We start from the raw sequence: 16451 nt of genomic DNA, 5'->3' as shown, positions 1-16451 counted from the left end.
ATAAATTGAAAGTAATTATCAATAAGTATTTTTACAAATAAAAATGGTGATTATCTTTAACTAGCAACCACATCAAATAACCCCATACAGCCAGCATCAGCGATAGTATCTTGGTGCGGATGAAACATATATTTACCTGTAAATCGATATGTCAACTCCAGAATATGCCGCTCAGCAGTACCCATTGTGATCACATCACTTTCCTCATTTGAAGACATGCTGCGCCCAGTACGATAAACCTGAAACATGTTGGCATGGATATGAAAGGTAGCTACTGGGTCGTACTCAATCATATTAAGGACATATAAACGCAGTAACTGGTTTTGCTGGACTGCGATCGGTTGCTGCATATAAAAGTGGGGAAGCCCATTAAAGGCATACATCTCATTACGCCCATCTCCATTCGTGTCATAGCCAGCCATAATTAAAACAATCTCATCCGCAGGTGGGCGAGGCGTAGGCGGATCGATAATGAACATGCCATATAGACCTTTACTGATATGGCGAGCCACTGGTTCGATATGACAGTGATAGAGATGAACGCCATAGGGCATCGCATCAAATTCATAGATAGTTGCAGCACCATTACGGATTGGCTTAACTCCATCCATTTCCGAAGGATGTTCGCCATGAAAGTGTAGTGAATGAGAATGCCCTCCTCTATTCGCAAAAGCAATCCGCACCCGATCGCCTTCTGTTGCTCTGAGCGTTGGACCAGGCACGCGATCGTTCACATTCCAAGTAATAAAGTCAGTCGCCGCATCCAACTTTACGGTCTTACTTTGCGCTGTTAGCTGAAACTCTCTTACTGTGCGACCATTTTCTTGGGTAACTTTTCCATAATCAAATTCTCGTAAAGTAGCGATCGGGTCGAGTCCACTGGTCTTAATCCGTTCTTGTGAGACAGCACTCAGGTTCATCGGCGGAATTGCAATTTTTTTCGGCGGATTACTCGAAGATTTATCCTGTTCGCTATTGCGATTTGAGATGATTGGACTACAAGCGATCGCGCCGCCTATTAATCCCATCCCCCCAAGACCCAACTCTAATATTTTTCTACGTTGCCGATCCATTAACTCTAACTATTTACAATTATTCCTATTTATATTAGCGAATTTTACTAGGATTTTAACTCCTGCAGTTCCGACACCTTGACATTGTTAGTTTTAAGCTAATTACGGTCACGACTTTTTTGTTTAATTTCAAGATAGTGAGACATGTGAATAGACTTACAAATAGACTATATTTCTTATTTTAAGACTTGATAAACACCTATCAATTGTCAAATCAAATACCATAAAAACTATGGATAATCGTTGGCTTCAACTTTTGGGAGGAATCGCATTTTTGATTCTGTATCTATTTTTCTCAGCCAAGACAGAAATGGGAACTAAGTTATTTATGAACCAAAATAGCGATCGCCTAGCAGAAATTATTAACTTTCTGCAAATTTCAGACAAACTAGCCACAGCAGGACAGCCAACTATCAAGCAGTTTCGATCAATTGCTGATGCTGGTTATGAAACAGTAATTAATTTGGCTTTACCTACTTCTGACGGAGCGATCGCTAATGAAGCACAGCTAGTTCAATCTTTCGGAATGGAATATATTGCCATTCCTGTAAATTGGGAAAGTCCGACAATGGCGGATTTAGACGGATTTCTACAAGCAATGGAACAACGCCAACGGCAAAAAATCTTTGTCCATTGTGCTAAGAATATGCGCGTTTCTGCCTTTGTCTATCTCTATCGTCGCTTGCATCTCAATTGCGATCGCGAACAAGCGATCGCGGATTTACATAAAATTTGGCAGCCCAACGAGACTTGGCAAAAATTTATTGATGCAAAACTAACTTAAATCTAAAGCTGATGCTGTCCACTTCGCGAGCATTAGTTTTTTAAATGTCGTAACTTTTGTGTCAACTAGGATCGCAGCGTATTTCAATTAGAAATCCATCGGGGTCATAAAAATAAATACCTCTGCCAGTAGGACGAGTAACAGGCTCACCCTCAATTTGGACTTGCTGCGATCGCAATACCGCCACCGCTTGCTCAAAAAGTTCTGGAGCAATATCAAAGGCTAGATGATTAGCACGAGTAAATTGCTGCTGCGGATCGGGATCGGGCGGCGTAAGTTCAGGTTCCCAAAACAAATCGAGAACAGTACCATCGGGAATTCTAAAATTCGCAACTTTGCCTGCTGCTACTAAATTAACTAAAGTACTAGGAACCTCATCATCAACAAGTTGATGCAGTCCCAAAATATTGCCATAAAAATTACAAGAAACCTGCATGTCACGCACATTCAGAGCAATGTGATGCACTCGTCGTAAAGCTCCATTTGCGATCGCCGTTTGCATAGATAGCGTAGTTGAACTATTTGACGACATAAAATTAGTTCTAGCTAGGTTTACTAATAGATTAAGACGATTTATCTACTCTATAGCAATAAAGATAAAAGTTGCCGTGCAAAGCACGGCAACTTTTATCTTTATTGCTATCAGGAAAATTTAAGCTTATAGAGCGATCGTAATCAAAAGCTAACCACATCGGCCGAATAACATTTACTTTAGTCCAACTCTTTAGCAATATCCTCGGGAAAATTTAAATCCAAAATTTGTTCAATCGTATAAGGACATTCTTGAGGCAAACTTTTAGCATCCAGAGGAGTTTCAAGCACCACTATATACAAAGCCGCCTCATAACTATCTTTAATTATTTCTCTAAGCTTATTTTTGAGGCTAGGGCTATCCCTCAAGATCCAGTGAACTTCTCGACGTTCGCTGTCAATTGTCACTTGCCAAATTTTACTATGCTCTTTTGGCAGTAAATGCCACTTTAGCAAATGACCTAGCAAAACATTAAAGTGAGCCCTTAACTCTCTACTTTCTTGTCTCCCCAAAGATTCAATCTCTTTAGCTAGATTTTTTGAGTCAAGCCCATCAACTTCACATGCTCGTAATTTTTCAGATTGCTCTAGTGTCCAACGATAAAAATCTGACTCATACAGACCCATTGCCATATACTTTTGCCTTAAGTTTTTTCTATTTTCCGCTAGAACTATTCAAACATGAATCTAAAATCTGCAATCCATTACAACTCAATCACTATCGCTATTTTGTAACGATTACCAGCTCGTAAGTCAACTATAAATATAGTTAGCTTACGAATTTATATAAAAGCTCTAAGCTTACGATAATGGATACATCTCGAAGATGGCAGCCCTTTCAGGCTGCGTAAATGGGTACATTTCGCAGTCTAAATAAGTCCTATAATGAGACTATCAATCTCGTAATAGGACAGTTCATGCTTGATTGGACTCAGTTATATTCACAAACTCACGGGTTTAACGAAGGCGCGATCGCGATCGCTTCGCCGTTTACTGGGAATGTGCTCGCAATCACTGCCACCACAAAACCCGAATACGCCCAAAGCAAACAAATAATCGGATATCTTTTTCAGGACTCAGGCGGCGCTCGTAAGGGCTATGCTCTGTACTCTGGGAAAGATATTTTGCTATTAGCCGTCCCTCAAACCGATGGCTTGGTTTTCTTCCCTACCAGCTATCTCAGTGATTCTTATACGCTGAATATTGCCTATACCTCTGTAGGTAATATTCTTGAATCAAATACCGCGCCTATCCCAGATCAGATTTTGGGGTTACCTAGCAAGGTCTCAACGCTTGAATCTAGCGTTGAGGGCATTGGGTTAGCACTGGAAGCTCAAATAGGAATAGATCTGGAGCAAAGTAATCGCCTTACAGCTTTAGAGGGGACTATTTCCGCGCCATCTTGGGAAGCGATCGCAGATAAACCCGACACTTTTTCGCCATCTGCTCACAGTCACTCGATTGGCGACATTACGGGTTTATCTAGTGCTCTCTCTGAGATAACATCTCTATCTTCAAGAGTGGATGATTTAGAATCAAGCGCACCGACAGGATCGGCTAGCCCTAATTTTCTTCCTGTCGCTGTAAATACGGATTTAGAATCAGGCAAGTCTTATTTAGCTACTGTTGCAGACCTGGCTTTTACTCTTCCTGCTTCACCTGCTATTGGTGATGTAGTCGATCTGGCAACTGGCAACTTCAGCCTACAGGTCAATCATGGCGATGCATCTCATCAAGTTCTAAACAACAATACCTACACCGTTGCAGGCTTAGACAAGGGGATTATGCTTAAACCCTACTCTGCAATCAGGTTGAGGTATTGCCAGTCTAATCTATGGGTTTCTAGCTTCAGATCTAGAGTCATCAATAACTTTACGCCACAAACAATCGAAAGCACATCAAGCAAAAAAAGCTATACAGCTTCAAGTGCAAATTTGTCGATCGATTATGGGGCGGCGCTTTCATGCATGTACAACGGTGTGAAATTACCTACAGGCGCTTTTTCTACTGATGGTTTTCTGTCTAGTAATACCTCGGGCGGTATTTTAATCACTTTTGCTGAACCAGTAATTCTAGACTCGTTAAGCCTATGGAACGGACAAGGAAATAATAGCCTTGGATCTGCCTCTGGCTACTGGACTAGAGATATGACGGTATATGCAGGTACTAACACTAGCGGTGAAAATCTAGGCGACCTAACCTTCACTAATAGCACTGGAACTGAACAAGCGAAAACGCTTACCCCAAATACATCACCTTCAAATGTATTCTTCTTAGCTGTCTCTAGCCCTAACTCTCTTGGGATTCTGGAACTAGAACTTTACGGTAAAGCCGCATCAGGCGGTGAAGTAATCGCTATATAAACCTCTCTTTCATTCATTCTTAAAAGGAGAACATCAATGTCTAATTTAGTTTGGGTTCCTAGCTCTACACCTGTTTCTGTTCCAGAGAATAGCAGTAGTGTCCCCCTATTTGGGACGCAAGCTCTCACTAATCACAGTGAAGCATTAGCTTATTTTGCTCAGACTTACCACGATATCAATGCATCAGAGAAGGTTCTGTTCAGCGATGATACTACTGCAATTAACATGAGTTCAGTTTTCATCACCTATGCTAAAGGATTGGCTTATATGGAAACAAGACAGTTTATTCGTTTAAACAACAATTGGGCAGCATATCCAAATGGCGGCAAGCTTCACAAACAAACCATTGAGAGGTTACCTAATCAGCCTCATGATGTCGCTTGGAACGCTTAATTAATAAATATTTGGAGTAAGGGTTATGAGTTCCCCTACAGGCAGTCAGCCTTTATGGCTTGAGCAATGGAATGCTCAGGAAGCTTTCAATGAGAGCCAAAGGCAAATTAGAGCAGAAGGTAATGCTCGTGGTAACGCCTTAGCTGTTGAAACTGCTCAAAGGCAGTTAGATTTTAATGCGACCAATGGCTTAAAAAACCCTGTATACCTAGAAACTAAAGCTAGAGATCTAGGTATATCACTTGGTAATGCTCCTAAAAACACCCCTAATCCTTACCCTACAAACCCTGTAGCGCCTACTTCTGCCCTTACTACAACTAGTCCTATTACAGCAAAACCTACCTCCAGTATGACTACTAGTGCTATAGGTATAGTTGCAGGCGCAGCAGGTTCAGTAATTAGTGAGAAAGCTGGTAGAGCTGTAGGTGGTGATTTAGGTGCGGGTTATGGCGAAGCTTTAGGAGCTGGTTTGGCTGCTGCAACCACTACAGCGATCGCTACTGGTAACCCTGCTGCTGCTGCTGTGGTAGGCGGATTAACCACATCTGCCGCTCTAGCCAACAGTGCTTTAGATGCTTTAGATAAAGCTATTAGTGCAGGTAAAGGGTTGGAGAAAGCTAAGGCTAATCTGGCTAAGTCTGAAGAGAGATATCAGAAAGCTTTAGAAGAAAGGCGGCGTAATCCTTTCACGCCACTAACCAGAGGTGAAAACGCAGGCAAAAAAAATGTAACTGTCGCCACTGCTGCTGTTTTTGTTACCTTTGTCACGATTGCAACAGGAGAACGTAGCGCACCTCTACAGGTAGGCGTATTCCCCTTGCCTATTTCTACTGAACCCTTAGATCCAATACCTAGTGAGCCAAATTCATCAGGTATTGCAGTTACTCATAGGGATGGAGTAGCCTATGCAAACTTAAATAGAAATTTTTATAACAATTGGCAATTAGATCGAATAGAACCAGTTGATGTAATTGATAATGGTGCGCCACCCTATGTAAATGGTGCTGCTAGTCCTATTCCTTTACCTCAACCTACTAACTCTTTGCCTTGGTTGCCTAATGTTGATTTAAGGGGGAGTAATGCTGACAGGCTAGCTTTCCCTGAACCACCACCGAAATTAAATGTCACACCTATACCTAGTTCTACACCTAAAACTAGCCCTAATATTCCACCATCACGAGATCCTACTGGTAAAAAGAAACCTGAAGATGATGACGAAAAGAGAAGGAAGCCCTATCCAACACCTAATGCTGTACCCATAAACAGTGCTAGTCCATCGAGCACAGTAGGTACAGGTAGCACTACAGGTGTATTTAACATTCCATCGGTAGATCCTGCTACAGCCTTGATTTTAGGTTCTATTTTAGTTGCGGGTAATACTACTCAAAATCTATTGAATCAGGTAAATCAACAGACATCAGCAGACAGTCTAAAAGATGCTGCTAAGGCTGGCAGTTGCGAAATGATGCAAAGCCCTAGCTGTACTAAAGGGATGGAAGATAGGATTAAAGATCCCATCATGGGTAATGTTGATGCTGTAAAGGATCAGACCGTTGCAAATGCAGGTGCAATATCTGCGATCGCAAATTTGTTAGCTACTATCTGGGAATTCCTACAAAATCGGATTGGGAAAGTACTGCAAATCTTGAATAATACTGTCATCGATCGCACTTTAGGGGTAATGAATTTGGTTACGAATATCCATAATGCCGCCTTGCTGACTCGTGATATTGGCGAGACATTGGGTAGCGTGGTGGATAACGTCATCGGTCTTACGGGACTGAGATTTACTAACTCCGAAGGTTCTCAAGTTGGTTTTACTGATGTTATTGGAAGCAATTTTAGGGGCTTCTTGATTCAAGTTTTAGGTGCTGAAAGATATGTTGAACTTACCCTCAATTGGCAGAAAGCATCAATGATTCTTAACAGCGCTGCACAGGTTCTAAATACCACTCAATCTATGTTAGATCCTATCTCTAGTGCTGTCGAATATGGCATGGAGAATGTGTCAAAAGGATTTAATGCACTAAGGGAAGATGGGGTGGTTTCGGAGAATGCTTATCCTGCAATGGACGAGACAATTAGAGCGAGGAGAGTGAATAGATTTGAGAGGTTGAATGATACTTTGGAAGGCGCTGAAAATATCGCAAGCAATCTATCTTCCGTCACTAGTAGCGCGGTATCGATCAAGGAAGACTACAAACAATTAAGAGAAGATACTAAGGACTTGAAGGATAAGGCGACTGCCTTTAATACTGCGGATTCGGAAGCAAGAGCGGCGCTTAAAGCTGAACTTCCTACGGAGATAACACCTATCACTTTAGCCCCTGCCCCTGCGGAAGATGAGGCTCCATAATTATGAGTAAAGAGAGAACGGAAGGACTACAAAGAGCGATTATTTTGATGCATAATCGACAGGTTCGAGAATACTTCAAAGATATTCCTGATGGTGATTTATCGGATACTCCAAGGGCAAGCACTAAGCGGCTTTTGATATTGGAAGATAACGACTCTTTGGTTTACTGTATCCAAGCGATGAACTTCTTTAAGCAGTATTGCGAAGATGCAAATGGAGTGAATGATTTATACTTCTCTGTGCCTGTCTCTACTTACAATATTGCCGTCGGATATCTCCCTCAAATTACGCTCTATTTTCGTCAAGAGTACACAGCTAGCGCGAGTACGGAAACTAGGGAAAGAGCGAGAACTATGCAAATTAGTTTGAGAGTTCGTGAATCAAAAATACCAACATCGACGGCGGCGCTTAGGGCGATCGCTACAGATATCAGGCAGCAATTCGGCACGCCACTTTATAAATTTAGGACTGGTTATCGAAAAGTTTCTTACAAAAATAAAGCTTTGGGCTATGAATTTATTGTTAGCTGTCGTGATGTAATCGACGGGGAAAATTTAATCAAAAATGTGATGGGACTTTTGAATGATCGCGATGAGTATGATGATCGCGATTTAAAAATAAGTGAGAGTAAATTAGGCTCGGCAAGTGCTACGGCTGTGCCAAGAAAAACGCGGGTTGTATCAAGGCTTGTTAATTTGCCGAACCGTAACCAGTCTGTACCCATGTACTTTACTCACGCCGATTATAAGTGCTACCCCTCAAAACCGATCCTCTTGGTTCGAGGTTCGACGCTGGTTTACTAATTTGCACACTGAATGAACACTAAACGCAGAAACCTTAAGGTTTGGCGCATACACTCTAGCCCTGTTTTCCGCTTGCTATATAGGTTTCAGCCGTGCTAGCGTCTATGGCTATCGAGTTCATTTTGATTGAATGGCTATTAAAGAATTTTTCATCCCAAGTGGACCGGATCAGGTTATCGGGTTAAACCTTGATGACGTTAAGTACACATCTACGCTTCGAACCATCCTTGGGATTCAATCTACAACTGCCGTAGGTTCCCAGAAATATCCCTATCGCTCTATCAAGGCGGCTATGGAGACTGGAGCTATTTTAAGACTAAAGGCAAAGTGTAAAGATCCTACAGGCAAGAAGAAGAGAACCGTCTATTTTGTCTGCGATCGCGACAAAGCTGATACTGCCTCTGGTGAACTGATCGGCAAAACCGTGAAGGTTGGCATCGGGACTGGGGTCTCCTACGAGATTACTCGCGTCGTTTCTGGATAGACCTTTAAATCGATCCTATCTTTCTATCATCTGTCTAATTTTGGGAATTAAAAAATAATGGCTACTAGCAAAAAGAAACTTTTCTATATTGGGATGGGCACAAGCGGCGCAGCTACCGAGGCTGCTATGGAACTTGGTCTCGATCCTGATATTTACGATACGGATATCTTGTCTCAGGTTGGTCTTACCGATGTGGCTCCAGCTAGTACGGTAGGAATCGTCGGAGTAACTGTAAAGCAAGCTGCGAATAGCAATCGAGCCTCATTACTAAAGCTGACCTGCTATCAGGGCGCAACTTACGACACTGCAACCGAAACTCGTAATATCGAGATCCTGTGCGAGATGTCAAAAATGGACACAGCAGCCGCGGGTTTGATCGACAAGACTGTAACGCTTGGCATTGGTGCGACCGCAAAGTCTTGGAAAATTGGCAAGGTTCGCTAGTATTTAGCCCTGTATTTAGTCGGACGTTAGAGTCCCAAATACAGGGCTAACTATTTATAGAAGGAAACCTACATGGCAGTATTACCAGATTTCTTACAAGGGAGTTGGTTGCAGAGGTATCATCAGGGTTTTGTGGCTGAGACTGTTGGATATTTCGGGAAAGCTCCTATCCCACCGCTAATCATTCCCTACCTGTTCACCAAACAATATGTGCGAATAAGTTTGGATTCCCCTAGCAAGCAGTCTAACTGGAGATATGGCGCTAAGATTTATCAGACTATTGCTACTCAGCTAGGTTTTGAGGATGTAATCAAAGAGACCTCTGTAGATCTCGGTAAGCCTGAGATATTCGACATGCTCCAGTTTCCAGACGGCTATAAATTGAAGTTGAGCTTCCCTACTTGGTTGACCGACATAGACATACTCATTCATGAATATGTGGAATAGTTTTTTTTAGTTTTGCGGGTCATTATGATTGACAAAATATTTGGTGCAATTCGCAGGATGATCGCTAGATCTGAGCGAGACATGATTGAGGAAAAGTTGGGGGAGTTCAACGGGCGACTGTATTCGCTTGAGGCTGAAGACAGGGAGATTAACACTAAGCTAACCTCCATGCATGAGGTCAATATGGCAAATAATGAGTCGCTTGAACAGAAACTCAACCTATCCAAGGTCACTCAAGAAACCATTAAGTCAACAATTGAGTTGAGATTTGCCTATGTGGACAAGGCTTTTGATGATTTAAAGGCTTTGATTCGTGATCACAGAACTTAGGCGGCGCGATGCGCCGCTATAATTAGAGCTAAGTAATTACTTTTTTGTGTCGTCTAGATAGCTAGGATTGCCCTCACAAGGGAGACATGGGTAAAAACCCATCACAAATATCAAACAATAAGGGCGATCGCAAAATCTGCGATCGCCTTTATTGTTGGTGTGGATCTACAGGAAAACCAAAGATCATCAGTAGATTTATTTCACATCGCAAAATCTGCGATCGCCTTTGCTTTTACCCAAAATATGAAGGTGGAAACATACCTAGAGCTAATTTCAAGCACCTTGGAGACGATCCTAGAGGGGCTTTTTTTGTGGCTAAATTCGTCTGTCTCGCTCAATATCTAAAATAGCTTTCTCGCAAGCCCAGTCAGGTGATTTGTCTGGAAATAACTTCAAATTCCCCTCGATCAACCTGCGAGCAACATCCTCTTGCCCATTAACCATTTTGATCAACATCCTGAAATTGGAGATCGATATATCGCGCTTAGGGACTGATTGAGTTGGGCTGTGATGTGTGGCGCGAGTCATGCCCTTAGCCTTCATCCTGTTAGCCAATTCGCGATCATATGCAGCTTTTCGTTCTTTCAGTCCTTCAGCCTTGATTTGTTCTTGCGATTTACGTGGTGGATATTTGCGCCTGATATCTTCGAGTGTTGGGACTTTTTTCTGTGGCTTCGGTTTCAACCAAAAATACAGAGCTACTATCATCAGACACGCAAAAAATATTTCCACTCTACCTTCCTGCACTCTCCGCGATCGCAACCAATCTATCACCAACAGCCCTGTAGAGTTCAGCCGCTTCTTTGATGCTTAGCTGCGATGTCTCTGTGAGCATCCGAGCAAATGGTATCTTGCTAGTCTTTTTCTGTTCGGAGTCTCCCAGAAACACTCTTAATTCGTCGAGAGTATAGCCAGCAAGCTTTGCGATTGTTGTCAAATGCTGCATATCTGGTTCGCTGTCAGTATTTTCCCATGCAATAACAGCCGTGGCTGTAACTCCAATCTCACGGGCAAAAGCCCTGCGACTCTTCGTACCACGCAGGTCTAGAAGCAATTTCGATAGTTTTTGTCTGCTTGTTAAGTTCATAACTAGTTGATAAGTCAACTTGTCAATAAGTATACAAGTATACTTGGCCAGTCTGTTTACTAGTTGACAAGTACACTTATCACTTAGTACACTAGCAAGCGTAGTTATCACATGGTAAATATGCTTGCAACTGACAAGTCACGGCTGACCGTGCATTTAGATCCAAACGTTGACGAAAAGGTTCGTATTTTCGGTGTTAAGCATCGCAAGAACCTTAGCGAAATTGTTGAGGCAGCGCTCTTGCATTGCTTGGACAATCGCCATTTCATTGAAAAACTCACCAAAAAAGAAGAGATCGATTACTAGTTCACAGCTAGGCAATCAATCTCTTCTTTTTTTTTTGCAAAACCACTAGGAGTAATGACCATGCAAGCAACCGAACGACAGTTAGACGATGCGATCGGCAGATACCATCCTACCGCGACAATCTGGGTTTCGCGAGGGAGATATACCTTCGCCACCAGCGATCTAAAAGCATCAGGACATTTCACCGAACCACACGAGCGTAAATTTCGCAGACAACTTTCCCTAGAAGTCCGCACCCTGTGCCAACGGGGCTATTTCGTAAAAATCGAGCAAACCACCATTGAGGGATAAACCATGCAACCACTTGGCTACTACGGATTGAGTTTAGATCCGTCTACCGACATTGCGATCGACAACCTGCGATTGCATGAACTTGTTGACACTCTCAACAACATGAGCACCGCACTAAACACCAAGCACTATATCGACAACGATGATGTGCCAGCAATTATGGAAGCTAGCCCCATAGACCCAGACGGTCTTTCAGACACAGAGAAAATTGCATTGATTCGTGGACTTTGCGATCGCATCGAAATCAAGTTGATGGAGGCTGCAAATTGAATTTCAAACAATTTTACGAGAGCCACTTTCCGTCGGATTTAAAACCGTCCTTCGAGGCATGGCTCGCAGCAAATATGTCTACTAGCTTTTATTCAGAAGACACAAAATTTGCTGTTTCGTGCGCGTATGTCGCTGGAGCAAGTTTTGCTATGAAGCGTAGTAACGCAGAAAGGCTGTCAATCTTAGTCCGATTTGAACAATCCATAAACCGCTTGGAGGAAGCCAGCCAATGACAACGCACTTCGACTTTCACTATCGCCGACTCAAAGAAGCAGGGCGCAAACTCTCCGAAGAGCTTGACCCACAAGACTTTAAGCGATGGGATGACATTCGCGAGGCTGCACGAACTGCGATCGCGCTTGGAGCTGGAATTATCGACACAATTCCACACGACGGCAGACTTAAAGGGGCGGCGCTTCGCGCTACTCACGACCTGATTGCCCGATATGAAATAGCGGAGATTGCAGCATGACAGTGATGAAATGCAAATATTCCGATGAGTATATCGAGCGCACAGTCAGGCATTACGGACGGATGGCTGCCGAGATTGACCAATTGCGGATCGCCAACACTATCTACAAATGCCAAGTCGAAAGACTAGAGAAAAAACTGCTCTCTCTAGGTATCGATCCAACTCACTGGCAATCATTCCCCTGCTAACCAACGCGATCGCAAATTTGCTCTGAGTGAAATTGCGATCGCCTTACTAAAAACTAATCAAAACCTAAACCTATGGAAGAACTAATACTTACCTGCAATGAGCTAAACCAAGCTCTTACCGAAAAATTTGCCGCCGAGAATCTTGTTGCTGAAGCGAAACAGCGTGTTGACAGGGCTAGATCTAAATTCGATGCGGCTCAAAGATTGCCTGAGATTAAAGCCCTTGAACACCAAACCCCTGTCATTTATTCATTTGAGGGTAATTTCTACTGCATTTATATCACTGACAACAGGTTTTACGCAGACAAAGCCAAAGTTATTAGCTAACTAACCAACGCGATCGCAAAATTGCTCTGAGTGAAATTGCGATCGCCTTACCAATTTAAAAAATTATGACTAGCCAAACTGAAGAAGTAGAAGGGGCTTGCCCTTGTTGCAGATCGATTGATATCAGCGAGTTTCACGAGCCTTTTAGGGATATATCTCGCCAGACTTGCAAGAATTGCGGGTCTGAATGGGAAGAAGAAACTACCTCTTGGGCGCAGGAAGAGGCGAAAGAGCTATCTGATGAGCAAATCGCAGAGTTGGGTACAGAAAGAGATCCAAAAATGATCCCTTGTGGATGCAGCGAAAACATCAGTAAGTACGACTGCAACCGCTTTGGATGCTTGCGCGAAACCTTATAACTACCAATCACGCGATCGCAAAATTGCTCTGAGTGAAATTGCGATCGCCTATTTTTTTTGAGAGAAACACCATGAAAACAAAATTCGGCGACTTGAAGAAAGGCGAGAAATTCAAACACGGGAAATCAATCTTTGTGAAATGCTCAGACCCTCTTACTGGTACATCAATTGGAGGGATGAGAGTTTCACACAAAGGCTATAACTGGCTAGCCTTTGCCGATAACAAACTGGTAGAGAGGATCGAAAGCAATGTTTAAAATTACAGACCACATCGAATTTGACCACAAAGGGCGGGCACAATGCCCAACATGCCTAGCCGATGGCAAAACAGGAAAGAATTTGTCGCTAGTTTCTGGCACAGATGGCGCTTACAAATGCCATCGAGGTTGCAGCACAGATGATATTCGCCATGCCATTGGACAACCGAAAGGCGAACATACAGGCGATCGCATCGTGCCAACAGCATTGGCACAGCCCAAAAAACAGCCCAAATACCACACCGAAACAAGCATCGAGGAAAACACCTCAAGACTAATCAACGAGAGCAAACTAGCTAAACAATGGCTAGCAGATCGCGGCATTGGTGAAGCTGAAATCATGCGACATCATCTAGGCATCGTCAAAAAAATAATCACTAGGTACGACGGTCAAAACATTGCCGAGAAAAAACTTCTACCCTGCATCACTGTGCCCTATTCCTACGAGCATGGATATCTACAAAAATATTTCGTAGCACCATGGCTCACCAGTGCAGAGCGCTGCGCAAGTCGGATGATTCAAGACTATGGAATCAGCGCTAGATGGTGGTTTACCCTCAAATCAGAAAGCAAAGAGCTTTGGATTTGTGAAGGTGAATGGGATGCGATCGCACTTGCCAAACTGACAGATTTAAAATTTGATATCTGCACATCCACCACAGGAGCTGGCAACATACCAACCGATTTATCCGAGCTTGACCAGTACGAGAAAATCTATATTTGGTACGACCTAGATCACCCCGATTCCAAGGGCAAACGACCAGGACTAGATGGTGCGATCAAACTACAGGCAAAGTTAGGCGATCGAGCCAAGATTTGCACCGTACCACACCCAGAAAATTATAAATCTGGCTATGACGTAAGCGACGCAATCAACGACGGTTACTCCTTAGAGCAATTTATCCAAGCATCAACCGAGGCGATCGCCCCGAATAAAACCAAAAACGATGTACGCGATCGCCTAATTAGTACCCAAGAACTACTAGACCGAGCACCCGATTTTGTGGAGTTCTTGGTACATGACCTAATCACCAGCAACGAATTACAAATTATTGCCGCACCTCCACGAGCTGGTAAGTCACTGCTCTCGCTTGGCTTAGTCGAGTCGGTAGCAAGTGGGAAAGAATTTCTAGGCAGACCAACACAGCAAGGCGATGTAATTTACGTCAACTGCGAAGATGGCGACAGCAAGCTCAAAGAGCGTGTATTAGCTCAAGGATGGGATGCAAATATACCAGTCCACTGGCTTACCGAATTCAACCTCGGTGAATGGGACAAATTGCTAGAGGTCTGCGAAGAAATCAAGCCCAAATTGTTGGTAATAGACACATTGACCAGCGTCCGATCCGACGACACCGACGAAAACTCTAGCAAAGTAGCCAATCTACTCAAGCCATTAAAACAAGCAGCCAAGCGACTAAATATGGCGGTGATCTTGGTGCATCACACCAAAAAACTCAATGTGCAATCACTGTCTGAGGTTGATGTATTCGATACGATGCGCGGCTCTGGAGTGATTCGATCCGAGTCACGAGGTGCGATCGTTCTTGCCGAAGTCGCCAACACAGAAACCCGCCGTAATGAGTGGCGACTGATTGCCGAAAATGGCAGCTACGGAAAACAGGACTTATTAGTAGTCCTAGATGCAAATACTTTAAGTTGGAAATGCCTAAGCAATTGGACACCAAACTGCTCTGAAAGCCAAGAGGCGCAAGTATTAGCGTTCATGGACAAAGTTGGAGCTGCATCAATTCAACAAGTCACTGAAAACACGAGCATACCTGCTAAATCTGCCTATACCGTTGTGACCCGTCTCGTACAGCGTGGAATGCTTGTCAAACAAGGCGCTCGGCAAAATGCTGTGTATATACGTGCAATTCAACAGATTCAACAGTTGAATTGTTTGTTGAATTCACCAAATCCGAATCCTGTAAGCGATACAGCCACCAATTCAACAAAAAACAATATTTTTATTTCTACAGATACACAGGTACAAAATATTGCACATGCTACCCAAGAAATAAGCTCCATGCCTCAATCTGTTGAATCGGAGGCTCAAACGCTTACACAGCAACCGATTCCGAATTCAACAAGCAATTCAACAGAATTCAACAAACCCGATTTTGTTGAATTAAAAGCCAAATATGAGGTAGGTGATCGTGTAACTTTACGAGACGATACGAGCGCGACAATTCTTGCTGTTGATCCACCATCTAGAATCGGTATTTTGTATCAAGTTGCAACCACAACCGATACGACTTGGATTAATCAGGATGAGATCGTTTTCCTTGAATCCAAGGCGATCGGGGTGGGTGATGTAGTTGCGATCGCAAGCTTGCCAGAATTCCAGAAAAAATTCCCAAGAATCAAAAAAGTCCCAAATCACTTCAAAGTTCAGGCGATCGGCGGTGCGAACGAGGCAAGAATCGAGGCAAATAACAAGGTTTACCAAGTACCAATTGGTTTAATTTTCAAAGTTGAGGTTGCAGCCAAATGAGCGAGCTTACTAAAATCGCCTCGATTCTATTCAAAAATCTCTCTGATGCCCTGCTGCTATCAGCTTCAGAGGTTTCGCGCCTAGATTCCGCGCCGCCATTATCGCAAGCTGAAGAAAAAACCGAATTAGTAAGCCTAGAGCCTCGTACGTTTACCAAAAGGGACAACTACAAAATAGGCGACATCGTTATGGTGGAGCTAATCGGCGCTACGCGACCCGTAAAAATGAGAGTATCGGAAGTACTACAAGGCTCACTATATCTAGCTTATTTCCCTAGAGAGCTAAAATCTTCAGCGAGGGAGATTACTCACGAGCAAATCTTAGGGCTTGATCCAGAGAGGTAGCTTACGAAATTACCCAGCTATCGATAATGGATATTTACGCAAGCT

23 protein-coding genes are annotated in these 16451 nt (G+C 43.2%); 18 read left to right on the top strand and 5 right to left on the bottom strand.

The genetic code is table 11. From position 1 onward, the window contains the following. Positions 1-56: 56 nt before the first annotated feature. Positions 57-1073, bottom strand: a complete 1017-nt coding sequence (locus CQ839_RS11625) for a multicopper oxidase domain-containing protein (protein WP_103668449.1) — start codon at positions 1071-1073, stop codon at positions 57-59. A 232-nt stretch (positions 1074-1305) separates the two neighbouring features. On the opposite strand from CQ839_RS11625, the gene CQ839_RS11620 reads away from it, so the two are divergent. After that, positions 1306-1857: a protein tyrosine phosphatase family protein gene (locus tag CQ839_RS11620; RefSeq protein WP_258040702.1), complete on the top strand. Its 552-nt coding sequence runs from the start codon at positions 1306-1308 to the stop codon at positions 1855-1857. Between the two features lie 61 nt (positions 1858-1918). Here the strand turns inward: CQ839_RS11620 and CQ839_RS11615 are convergent, their stop codons facing one another. Further along, a complete protein-coding gene (locus tag CQ839_RS11615; protein ID WP_103668536.1) occupies positions 1919-2359 on the bottom strand; it encodes a VOC family protein in 441 nt (146 codons plus the stop codon). A 209-nt stretch (positions 2360-2568) separates the two neighbouring features. Beyond that, entirely contained in the window at positions 2569-3021 is a 453-nt protein-coding gene (locus CQ839_RS11610) for a DUF29 domain-containing protein (RefSeq protein WP_103668448.1), read from the bottom strand. A gap of 218 nt (positions 3022-3239) precedes the next feature. On the opposite strand from CQ839_RS11610, the gene CQ839_RS11605 reads away from it, so the two are divergent. The 8 genes from CQ839_RS11605 to CQ839_RS11570 all read left to right on the top strand — a co-directional run bounded on the left by CQ839_RS11605 (position 3240) and on the right by CQ839_RS11570 (position 10008). Next, on the top strand, positions 3240-4751 hold the full coding sequence (locus CQ839_RS11605) for a hypothetical protein (protein ID WP_103668447.1): 1512 nt from the start codon (positions 3240-3242) through the stop codon (positions 4749-4751). 36 nt (positions 4752-4787) lie between these two features. Then, positions 4788-5144 carry a hypothetical protein gene (locus CQ839_RS11600; RefSeq protein WP_103668446.1) on the top strand — a complete coding sequence of 119 codons (357 nt, stop codon included), beginning with the start codon at positions 4788-4790 and terminating at the stop codon, positions 5142-5144. 25 nt (positions 5145-5169) lie between these two features. Beyond that, the gene (locus CQ839_RS11595) at positions 5170-7500 is read left to right on the top strand and encodes a hypothetical protein (RefSeq protein WP_103668445.1); all 2331 of its coding nucleotides are present in this window, start codon (positions 5170-5172) and stop codon (positions 7498-7500) included. A gap of 2 nt (positions 7501-7502) precedes the next feature. Next, the gene (locus CQ839_RS11590; protein WP_103668444.1) at positions 7503-8303 is read left to right on the top strand and encodes a hypothetical protein; all 801 of its coding nucleotides are present in this window, start codon (positions 7503-7505) and stop codon (positions 8301-8303) included. A 292-nt stretch (positions 8304-8595) separates the two neighbouring features. Further along, positions 8596-8787 carry a hypothetical protein gene (locus CQ839_RS24820; protein ID WP_146048734.1) on the top strand — a complete coding sequence of 64 codons (192 nt, stop codon included), beginning with the start codon at positions 8596-8598 and terminating at the stop codon, positions 8785-8787. 57 nt (positions 8788-8844) lie between these two features. Continuing rightward, complete coding sequence (locus CQ839_RS11580) at positions 8845-9231, top strand: hypothetical protein (RefSeq protein WP_103668442.1); 387 nt, start codon at positions 8845-8847, stop codon at positions 9229-9231. 72 nt (positions 9232-9303) lie between these two features. Further along, the gene (locus CQ839_RS11575) at positions 9304-9678 is read left to right on the top strand and encodes a hypothetical protein (RefSeq protein ID WP_103668441.1); all 375 of its coding nucleotides are present in this window, start codon (positions 9304-9306) and stop codon (positions 9676-9678) included. Between the two features lie 24 nt (positions 9679-9702). Beyond that, complete coding sequence (locus CQ839_RS11570; RefSeq protein ID WP_103668440.1) at positions 9703-10008, top strand: hypothetical protein; 306 nt, start codon at positions 9703-9705, stop codon at positions 10006-10008. A gap of 315 nt (positions 10009-10323) precedes the next feature. Here the strand turns inward: CQ839_RS11570 and CQ839_RS11565 are convergent, their stop codons facing one another. Continuing rightward, entirely contained in the window at positions 10324-10716 is a 393-nt protein-coding gene (locus CQ839_RS11565) for a hypothetical protein (protein ID WP_103668439.1), read from the bottom strand. Between the two features lie 25 nt (positions 10717-10741). Beyond that, the gene (locus CQ839_RS11560) at positions 10742-11095 is read right to left on the bottom strand and encodes a helix-turn-helix transcriptional regulator (RefSeq protein WP_146048732.1); all 354 of its coding nucleotides are present in this window, start codon (positions 11093-11095) and stop codon (positions 10742-10744) included. 120 nt (positions 11096-11215) lie between these two features. Here CQ839_RS11560 and CQ839_RS11555 point away from each other — a divergent pair, with 120 nt between their 5' ends. From CQ839_RS11555 to CQ839_RS11505, 9 genes are all read left to right on the top strand, one after another. After that, complete coding sequence (locus CQ839_RS11555) at positions 11216-11401, top strand: hypothetical protein (RefSeq protein ID WP_146048731.1); 186 nt, start codon at positions 11216-11218, stop codon at positions 11399-11401. A gap of 60 nt (positions 11402-11461) precedes the next feature. Next, positions 11462-11692: a hypothetical protein gene (locus tag CQ839_RS24815; RefSeq protein ID WP_146048730.1), complete on the top strand. Its 231-nt coding sequence runs from the start codon at positions 11462-11464 to the stop codon at positions 11690-11692. Positions 11693-11695: 3 nt separating this feature from the next. Next, a complete protein-coding gene (locus CQ839_RS11545; protein ID WP_103668435.1) occupies positions 11696-11962 on the top strand; it encodes a hypothetical protein in 267 nt (88 codons plus the stop codon). Positions 11963-12191: 229 nt separating this feature from the next. Then, the gene (locus tag CQ839_RS11535; protein WP_103668433.1) at positions 12192-12434 is read left to right on the top strand and encodes a hypothetical protein; all 243 of its coding nucleotides are present in this window, start codon (positions 12192-12194) and stop codon (positions 12432-12434) included. Further along, on the top strand, positions 12431-12622 hold the full coding sequence (locus tag CQ839_RS11530) for a hypothetical protein (RefSeq protein WP_103668432.1): 192 nt from the start codon (positions 12431-12433) through the stop codon (positions 12620-12622). The genes CQ839_RS11535 and CQ839_RS11530 overlap by 4 nt, the downstream gene beginning before the upstream one ends. A gap of 72 nt (positions 12623-12694) precedes the next feature. Beyond that, the gene (locus CQ839_RS11525) at positions 12695-12949 is read left to right on the top strand and encodes a hypothetical protein (RefSeq protein ID WP_103668431.1); all 255 of its coding nucleotides are present in this window, start codon (positions 12695-12697) and stop codon (positions 12947-12949) included. A 65-nt stretch (positions 12950-13014) separates the two neighbouring features. Beyond that, a complete protein-coding gene (locus tag CQ839_RS11520; protein ID WP_103668430.1) occupies positions 13015-13308 on the top strand; it encodes a hypothetical protein in 294 nt (97 codons plus the stop codon). Positions 13309-13557: 249 nt separating this feature from the next. Further along, complete coding sequence (locus tag CQ839_RS11510; protein WP_103668428.1) at positions 13558-16062, top strand: AAA family ATPase; 2505 nt, start codon at positions 13558-13560, stop codon at positions 16060-16062. Then, positions 16059-16406, top strand: coding sequence for a hypothetical protein (locus CQ839_RS11505; protein WP_103668427.1), 348 nt, complete (start codon positions 16059-16061; stop codon positions 16404-16406). Before CQ839_RS11510 ends, CQ839_RS11505 begins: the two co-directional genes overlap by 4 nt. Positions 16407-16451 lie beyond the last annotated feature (45 nt).

It is taken from the genome of Pseudanabaena sp. BC1403 (assembly GCF_002914585.1).
In the GTDB taxonomy this organism is placed as follows: domain Bacteria; phylum Cyanobacteriota; class Cyanobacteriia; order Pseudanabaenales; family Pseudanabaenaceae; genus Pseudanabaena.
This window is presented reverse-complemented; position numbering and strand designations above follow the sequence as displayed.

Coding starts and splice junctions, on each gene's coding strand:
- CQ839_RS11625 (WP_103668449.1), bottom strand. CDS start 1,073: ATGGATCGGCAACGTAGAAAAATATTAGAGTTGGGTCTTGGGGGGATG.
- CQ839_RS11620 (WP_258040702.1), top strand. CDS start 1,306: ATGGATAATCGTTGGCTTCAACTTTTGGGAGGAATCGCATTTTTGATT.
- CQ839_RS11615 (WP_103668536.1), bottom strand. CDS start 2,359: ATGCAAACGGCGATCGCAAATGGAGCTTTACGACGAGTGCATCACATT.
- CQ839_RS11610 (WP_103668448.1), bottom strand. CDS start 3,021: ATGGCAATGGGTCTGTATGAGTCAGATTTTTATCGTTGGACACTAGAG.
- CQ839_RS11605 (WP_103668447.1), top strand. CDS start 3,240: ATGGGTACATTTCGCAGTCTAAATAAGTCCTATAATGAGACTATCAAT.
- CQ839_RS11600 (WP_103668446.1), top strand. CDS start 4,788: ATGTCTAATTTAGTTTGGGTTCCTAGCTCTACACCTGTTTCTGTTCCA.
- CQ839_RS11595 (WP_103668445.1), top strand. CDS start 5,170: ATGAGTTCCCCTACAGGCAGTCAGCCTTTATGGCTTGAGCAATGGAAT.
- CQ839_RS11590 (WP_103668444.1), top strand. CDS start 7,503: ATGAGTAAAGAGAGAACGGAAGGACTACAAAGAGCGATTATTTTGATG.
- CQ839_RS24820 (WP_146048734.1), top strand. CDS start 8,596: ATGGAGACTGGAGCTATTTTAAGACTAAAGGCAAAGTGTAAAGATCCT.
- CQ839_RS11580 (WP_103668442.1), top strand. CDS start 8,845: ATGGCTACTAGCAAAAAGAAACTTTTCTATATTGGGATGGGCACAAGC.
- CQ839_RS11575 (WP_103668441.1), top strand. CDS start 9,304: ATGGCAGTATTACCAGATTTCTTACAAGGGAGTTGGTTGCAGAGGTAT.
- CQ839_RS11570 (WP_103668440.1), top strand. CDS start 9,703: ATGATTGACAAAATATTTGGTGCAATTCGCAGGATGATCGCTAGATCT.
- CQ839_RS11565 (WP_103668439.1), bottom strand. CDS start 10,716: ATGATAGTAGCTCTGTATTTTTGGTTGAAACCGAAGCCACAGAAAAAA.
- CQ839_RS11560 (WP_146048732.1), bottom strand. CDS start 11,095: ATGAACTTAACAAGCAGACAAAAACTATCGAAATTGCTTCTAGACCTG.
- CQ839_RS11555 (WP_146048731.1), top strand. CDS start 11,216: ATGCTTGCAACTGACAAGTCACGGCTGACCGTGCATTTAGATCCAAAC.
- CQ839_RS24815 (WP_146048730.1), top strand. CDS start 11,462: ATGCAAGCAACCGAACGACAGTTAGACGATGCGATCGGCAGATACCAT.
- CQ839_RS11545 (WP_103668435.1), top strand. CDS start 11,696: ATGCAACCACTTGGCTACTACGGATTGAGTTTAGATCCGTCTACCGAC.
- CQ839_RS11535 (WP_103668433.1), top strand. CDS start 12,192: ATGACAACGCACTTCGACTTTCACTATCGCCGACTCAAAGAAGCAGGG.
- CQ839_RS11530 (WP_103668432.1), top strand. CDS start 12,431: ATGACAGTGATGAAATGCAAATATTCCGATGAGTATATCGAGCGCACA.
- CQ839_RS11525 (WP_103668431.1), top strand. CDS start 12,695: ATGGAAGAACTAATACTTACCTGCAATGAGCTAAACCAAGCTCTTACC.
- CQ839_RS11520 (WP_103668430.1), top strand. CDS start 13,015: ATGACTAGCCAAACTGAAGAAGTAGAAGGGGCTTGCCCTTGTTGCAGA.
- CQ839_RS11510 (WP_103668428.1), top strand. CDS start 13,558: ATGTTTAAAATTACAGACCACATCGAATTTGACCACAAAGGGCGGGCA.
- CQ839_RS11505 (WP_103668427.1), top strand. CDS start 16,059: ATGAGCGAGCTTACTAAAATCGCCTCGATTCTATTCAAAAATCTCTCT.